Annotated in this window: 5 protein-coding genes; 2 read left to right on the top strand and 3 right to left on the bottom strand. The window is 73.7% G+C overall.

What is annotated here, in order from left to right:
* Positions 1 to 132: 132 nt before the first annotated feature.
* The 3 genes from NH602_RS27480 to NH602_RS27470 all read right to left on the bottom strand — a co-directional run bounded on the left by NH602_RS27480 (position 133) and on the right by NH602_RS27470 (position 4,326).
* Complete coding sequence (locus NH602_RS27480) at positions 133 to 2,004, bottom strand: ABC transporter ATP-binding protein (protein WP_253069309.1); 1,872 nt, start codon at positions 2,002 to 2,004, stop codon at positions 133 to 135.
* Between the two features lie 186 nt (positions 2,005 to 2,190).
* The gene (locus NH602_RS27475; protein WP_010240451.1) at positions 2,191 to 2,400 is read right to left on the bottom strand and encodes a helix-turn-helix domain-containing protein; all 210 of its coding nucleotides are present in this window, start codon (positions 2,398 to 2,400) and stop codon (positions 2,191 to 2,193) included.
* Between the two features lie 303 nt (positions 2,401 to 2,703).
* Positions 2,704 to 4,326, bottom strand: coding sequence for an ABC-F family ATP-binding cassette domain-containing protein (locus NH602_RS27470; RefSeq protein ID WP_062395368.1), 1,623 nt, complete (start codon positions 4,324 to 4,326; stop codon positions 2,704 to 2,706).
* 149 nt (positions 4,327 to 4,475) lie between these two features.
* Between NH602_RS27470 and NH602_RS27465 the strand changes: the two genes are divergently transcribed.
* Together NH602_RS27465 and NH602_RS27460 are read left to right on the top strand one after the other, a co-directional pair.
* Complete coding sequence (locus NH602_RS27465; RefSeq protein ID WP_073574736.1) at positions 4,476 to 5,267, top strand: SDR family oxidoreductase; 792 nt, start codon at positions 4,476 to 4,478, stop codon at positions 5,265 to 5,267.
* Positions 5,264 to 5,546, top strand: a 283-nt coding sequence (locus NH602_RS27460) for a lycopene cyclase family protein (RefSeq protein WP_256495967.1), incomplete at its 3' end; no start/stop codon positions are given. The genes NH602_RS27465 and NH602_RS27460, both read left to right, overlap by 4 nt.

Raw genomic sequence — 5,546 nt, 5'->3', positions numbered from 1 at the left:
AGGGCGCGCCGGACCCCGGCGCGGTCGGCGTCGCGCTGCTGTTCGCCGCCGTCGCCGCGGTGGCCGAGCCCGGCGCCGAGGTGGCGGACCCGCTGGCGGGCCGGGCCTGAGCACCGGCCCCGCCGGAGTCGCTCAGCCCGCGGTCGTCGCCGCCGGGAGGAACTGGGTCCGGTAGAGCGTGGCGTAGCGGCCGTCGGCGGCCAGCAGCTCGTCGTGGGTGCCGGACTCGACGACCTGCCCACCCTCCAGCACCGCGATCCGGTCGGCCGCACGCACGGTGGACAGCCGGTGCGCGATGACGATCGCGGTCCGCCCGACCAGCGCCTCCGCCAGTGCCTCCTGCACTGCGGCCTCGGACTCCGAGTCGAGGTGCGCGGTGGCCTCGTCGAGGATCACCACCCGCGGGCGGGCCAGCAGCAGACGGGCGATGGTCAGCCGCTGGCGCTCACCACCGGACAGACGGTAGCCGCGCTCCCCCACCACGGTGTCGAGACCGTCGGGCAGCGTGTCGAGCAGGTCGCCGAGCCGGGCGCGGCGCAGCGCGTCGATCATCTCGTCGTCGGTGGCGTCGGGCGAGGCGTAGCGCAGGTTGCCGGCGATGGTGTCGTGGAACAGGTGCCCGTCCTGGGTGACCATCCCGACGGCGCCGCGCAGCGTGGCGAACGACAGGTCCCGCACGTCCATCCCGGACAGCTCGACCGAGCCGGCGTCGACATCGTAGAGACGTGGGACCAGCGAGGCGAGCGTGGACTTCCCGGCCCCGGACGACCCGACCAGGGCCAGCAGCCCGCCGCCGTGGACGTGCAGGTCGACGCCGTGCAGCACCTCGGTGTTGACCCGCTGGTCGAGCACCGCGACCTCCTCCAGCGAGGCCAGGGAGACGTCGGTGGCGCTGGGGTAGGTGAACCGGACCCCGCGCAGGGCGACGTCGACGGGGCCGTCGGGCAGCGCGGCCGGGTCGGGCCGCTCGGTCAGCATCGGGCGCAGGTCGAGCACCTCGAAGACCCGCTCGAAGGCGACCAGCGCGGTCATCACGTCGACGCGGGCGTTGGCCAGCGCCGTCATCGGGGTGTAGAGCCGGGTCAGCAGCAGCCCGAGCGCGACGACGGTGCCCGCCGGGATCGCCCCGGTCACCGCGAGGTAGCCGCCGAGGCCGTAGATCATGGCCTGGGCCAGCGCCGACACCAGCTGCAGCGCAGTGACGAACAACCGCGACACCATCGCCGACCGGACACCGATGTCGCGCACCCGCGACACCTGGCCCCGGAAGACGGCGGCCTCGGAGTCGGGGTCGCCGAACAGCTTCACCAGGGTGGCGCCGGGCGCGGAGAAGCGCTCGGTCATCTGGTTGCCCATGGTGGCGTTGAGCTCGGCGGCCTCGCGGCGCAGCTCGGCGAGCCAGGTCCCCATCCGCCGGGCAGGGAGCACGAACACCGGCAGCAGCAGCATCGCCAGCACGGTGACCTGCCAGGCCAGACCGATCATGACCGCGATGGCCAGCACGAGCTGGATGCTGTTGGACAGCACCGTGGACAGGGTGCCGGTGATGGCGGTCTGGGCCCCGATGACGTCGTTGTTGAGCCGGCTGACCAGCGCCCCGGTCCGGGTGCGGGCGAAGAACGCCAGCGGCATCGACTGGACGTGGCGGAACACCGCGACCCGCAGGTCCTCGATCAGCCCCTCGCCGAGGCGGGCGGAGAACCAGCGTCCGGTGAGCCCGACGACCGACTCCAGCACCGCCATCCCGGCGATCGCCCCGGCGATCACCATCACGACGCGGGCGGCGTCGGGCAGCTCGTTCGCCGCGACGATCGTGTTGACCACGCGCCCGGCCAGCACCGGCGTCGCGACGCCGATCACGGCGGTGACGGTGGTCAGGGCCAGGTAGGACAGCAGCCAGCGGCGGTAGGGCCGGACGAAGCCCCAGATCCGGGGCCAGGTGCCCCGCGCGATGGAGCCACGGCGGATGGACGTCGAGTCCGCCCCCCGGATGACCCCGCGCATCAGAGCGAGCGGGCGATCCAACGGTGTTCCCCTTCGCCGGTGGTGGACGGCGAGGGTTCACGTTACGGCGCGTACGGCGGGCGGGCGCGGTGGTCCCGCGCGCGGCGCCCCGCGACACGCCCCGGACACACGACGACGCCGCCCCGGGCTCGCTGCTCGACCCGGTCGGCGGCGCCGACGAGAGGACTACTTCTTCTTGGTACGGGTGGCGCCGCCGCGCCCGCGCAACGTCACACCCGTCTCGGACAGGACCCGGTGGACGAAGCCGTACGACCGCCCGGTCTGCTCGGCCAGCGAACGGATGCTGGCGCCCTTCTCGTACTTCTTCTTCAGGTCGGCGGCGAGTTTGCCCCGCTGCGTCCCGGTGATCCGGGCGCCCTTCTTCAGCTCGGCCATCGGCCCTCCTCATCCCCTCCGCGGATGCCCCCGCGGACCGCCGCATCTGGCGCGACGATCAGGCCATGATGATCCAGTTGACCATTTATGACCAGAACGCGGAAAACGCGATCGGCGAACGGTTACCCCGAACGGCGCAGCACCGCGGGTACCTTTCGGAATCGTCATCCGTCGGGCAGCGCAGTGGATTACCCCGTCGGAACGGACCGTGCACGATTCCGGGAGCCGCACGCTGTACGGCCCGGACACGTCCGACGATCGTGGTGGTCCGGTCGGGTGATCACCGCTGCGTGCGGTGACCGGTCACGCGAGCTGGACGAGTTCCAGGTAGTCGGCCGACCAGTGGTCCTCGGTGCCGTCGGGCAGGACGATCACCCGGTCCGGCTCCAGCGCCTCGACCGCACCCGGGTCGTGGGTGACGAGCACGACGGCGCCCTCGAAGCGGCGCAGCGCGTCGAGCACCTGCTCGCGGCTGGCCGGGTCCAGGTTGTTCGTCGGCTCGTCGAGCAGCAGCACGTTCGCCGCCGAGGACACCAGACCGGCCAGGGCGAGCCGGGTCCGCTCACCGCCGGACAGCGTCCCGGCGGGCTGCTGGAGCTGCTCCCCCGAGAACATGAACGACCCGAGCAGGGTCCGGAGCTGCTGCTCGGCGGCGTCCGGGCTGGCGTGGCGGATGTTGTCCCAGACCGAGGCGTCCATGTCGAGCGTGTCGTGCTCCTGGGCGAAGTAGCCCCGTCGCAGCCCGTGGCCGGGCACGACCCCGCCGGAGTCGGACTCCTCGGTGCCGGCCAGGATCCGCAGCAGCGTGGTCTTGCCGGCGCCGTTGAAGCCCAGCACCACGACCTTCGACCCGCGGTCCACCGCGAGGTCCACCCCGGTGAACACCTCCAGCGACCCGTAGGCCTTGGACAGGTTCTCCGCGGTGAGCGGGGTGCGCCCGCAGGGCGCCGGGGTCGGGAACCGGATGTGCGCGACGCGGTCGGCCTGACGCTCGTCGTCGAGACCGGCGAGCAGGGCGTCGGCCCGGCGGGCCATGTTCTTGGCGGCGACGGCCTTGGTGGCCTTCGCGCCCATCTTGGCGGCCTGGACGTGCAGCGCGGACGCCTTCTTCTCGGCGTTGGCCCGCTCGCGGCGACGACGCTTCTCGTCGGTGGAGCGCGCCTCCAGGTACCGCTTCCAGTCCATGTTGTACTGGTCCGCCTCGCCGCGGGTCGCGTCGAGGAACCAGACCTTGTTCACGACCGCGGCCAGCAGGTCGGTGTCGTGACTGATGACGACCAGACCGCCCTCGTGCTGCTGCAGGAACCCGCGCAGCCAGGTGATCGAGTCGGCGTCGAGGTGGTTGGTGGGCTCGTCGAGCAGCAGCGTGGTCGCCGACTGCGACCCGCCGTCGGAGGCGGCGAACAGGATCCGGGCCAGCTCCACGCGCCGGCGCTGACCGCCCGAGAGCGTGCGCATCGGCTGGGCCAGCACCCGCTCGGGGAGACCCAGGTGCGTGCAGATCCGCGCGGCCTCGGACTCCGCGGCGTAGCCGCCGAGGGCGGAGAACCGCTCCTCGAGCCGTCCGTACTCGCGGACCGCCTTGTCGTTCGCGGCCGGGTCGGCCAGCTCGGCCATCGCCGTCTGCGCCTTCTCCATCTTCGCCAGCAGCACGTCCAGGCCGCGGGCCGAGAGCACCCGGTCCTTCGCCGTGACCGACAGGTCGCCCTCGCGCGGGTCCTGCGGCAGGTAGCCGACCGGTGAGTTCGCGCTCCGCTGCCCGGAGTACGGCTCGCCCTCTCCGGCCAGCACCCGCATCGAGGTGGTCTTGCCGGCGCCGTTGCGCCCGACCAGACCGATCCGGTCGCCGGGCTGCACTCGCAGGGTGGCACCGGAGAGCAGGATGCGGGACCCGGCGCGCAGTTCGAGGTCGGTCGTGGTGATCACGTGGAAGAGCTCCAGACGGAGGACGAGGAGTGACGCTGAGAGGACCGGATGCGGGCACAGTCGTGCCCGGACGCCGGTCTACTCGATCAGGACCACGCGACCAGGCTACCGGCCGGGTCCACCCGATTCCCCACGTAGGGTCGGGTCCCATGACCGATCTCACCTCCCTGGCCGGTCGGGCTGCACTGGTGACCGGCGCCTCGCGGGGCATCGGGTACGGCGTCGCCGCCGCGCTGCTGGCGCGCGGCGCGTCGGTGACGATCACCGGCCGGCGCGCCCCGGAGCTCGACGCGGCGGCGTCGGAGCTCGCGGCAGGCGCGGGGGTCGGCACCGGCCGGGTGCTCGCCGTCGCCGGCAACGTCGGGGACGCGGCGCACCGGGCCGCCGCGGCGGAGGCGACGGTGGCCGCGTTCGGTTCGCTGGACGTGCTGGTCAACAACGCCGGGATCAACCCCCAGCACGGGCCGCTGGTCGAGGCCGACCTCGACGCCGTCCGCAGGATCCTCGACGTCAACGTGGTCGCCGCCCTCGGGTTCGTCCAGCAGGCGCACCGGGTGTGGATGGGTGCGCACGGCGGCGCCGTCGTCAACGTCGCCTCGGTCGCGGCGCTGCGGCCCACCGGCGTCATCGGGGCCTACGGGGCGTCGAAGGCGGCACTGCTCACCCTGACCGAGGAGCTGGCCGGCCAGCTCGGCCCCGGCGTCCGGGTCAACGCCGTCGCCCCCGCCGTGGTGCGGACGAGGTTCGCCGAGGCGCTCTACGCCCACGACGAGGCGTCCGTCGTCGCGGGCTATCCGCTGGGGCGCCTCGGCGAGCCCGCGGACGTCGCCGAGGCGGTGGCGTTCCTCGTCTCCGACGCCGCGTCCTGGGTCACCGGGGCCACCCTGCGGATCGACGGCGGCAGCCTGTCCGCCGGCCGGCACCGGCCGGGCCCGCGATGACGGGGACGAGGAGCGGGACGGCGTCGTCGAGCCGGTCGGGTGCCCCCGGCACGACGGTGGCCGACGTGCTGGTCCTCGGCGGTGGTCCGGCCGGGCGGGCGCTCGCGGCGGCGTGCGCGGAGACCGGGCTGCGCACCACGCTCGCCGACCCCGCCCCGGAGCGGGCGTGGACGGCGACCTACTGCGCGTGGCCCGAGGAGCTGCCCCCGCACCTGCCTGCGGCGATGATCGCGACCCGGCCGGAGGCGGTGGCCGTGCTGCCCGGTGGTGGCACCCGCG

The organism is Pseudonocardia sp. McavD-2-B (assembly GCF_024124365.1).
In the GTDB taxonomy this organism is placed as follows: Bacteria; Actinomycetota; Actinomycetes; order Mycobacteriales; family Pseudonocardiaceae; genus Pseudonocardia; species Pseudonocardia alni.
This window is presented reverse-complemented; position numbering and strand designations above follow the sequence as displayed.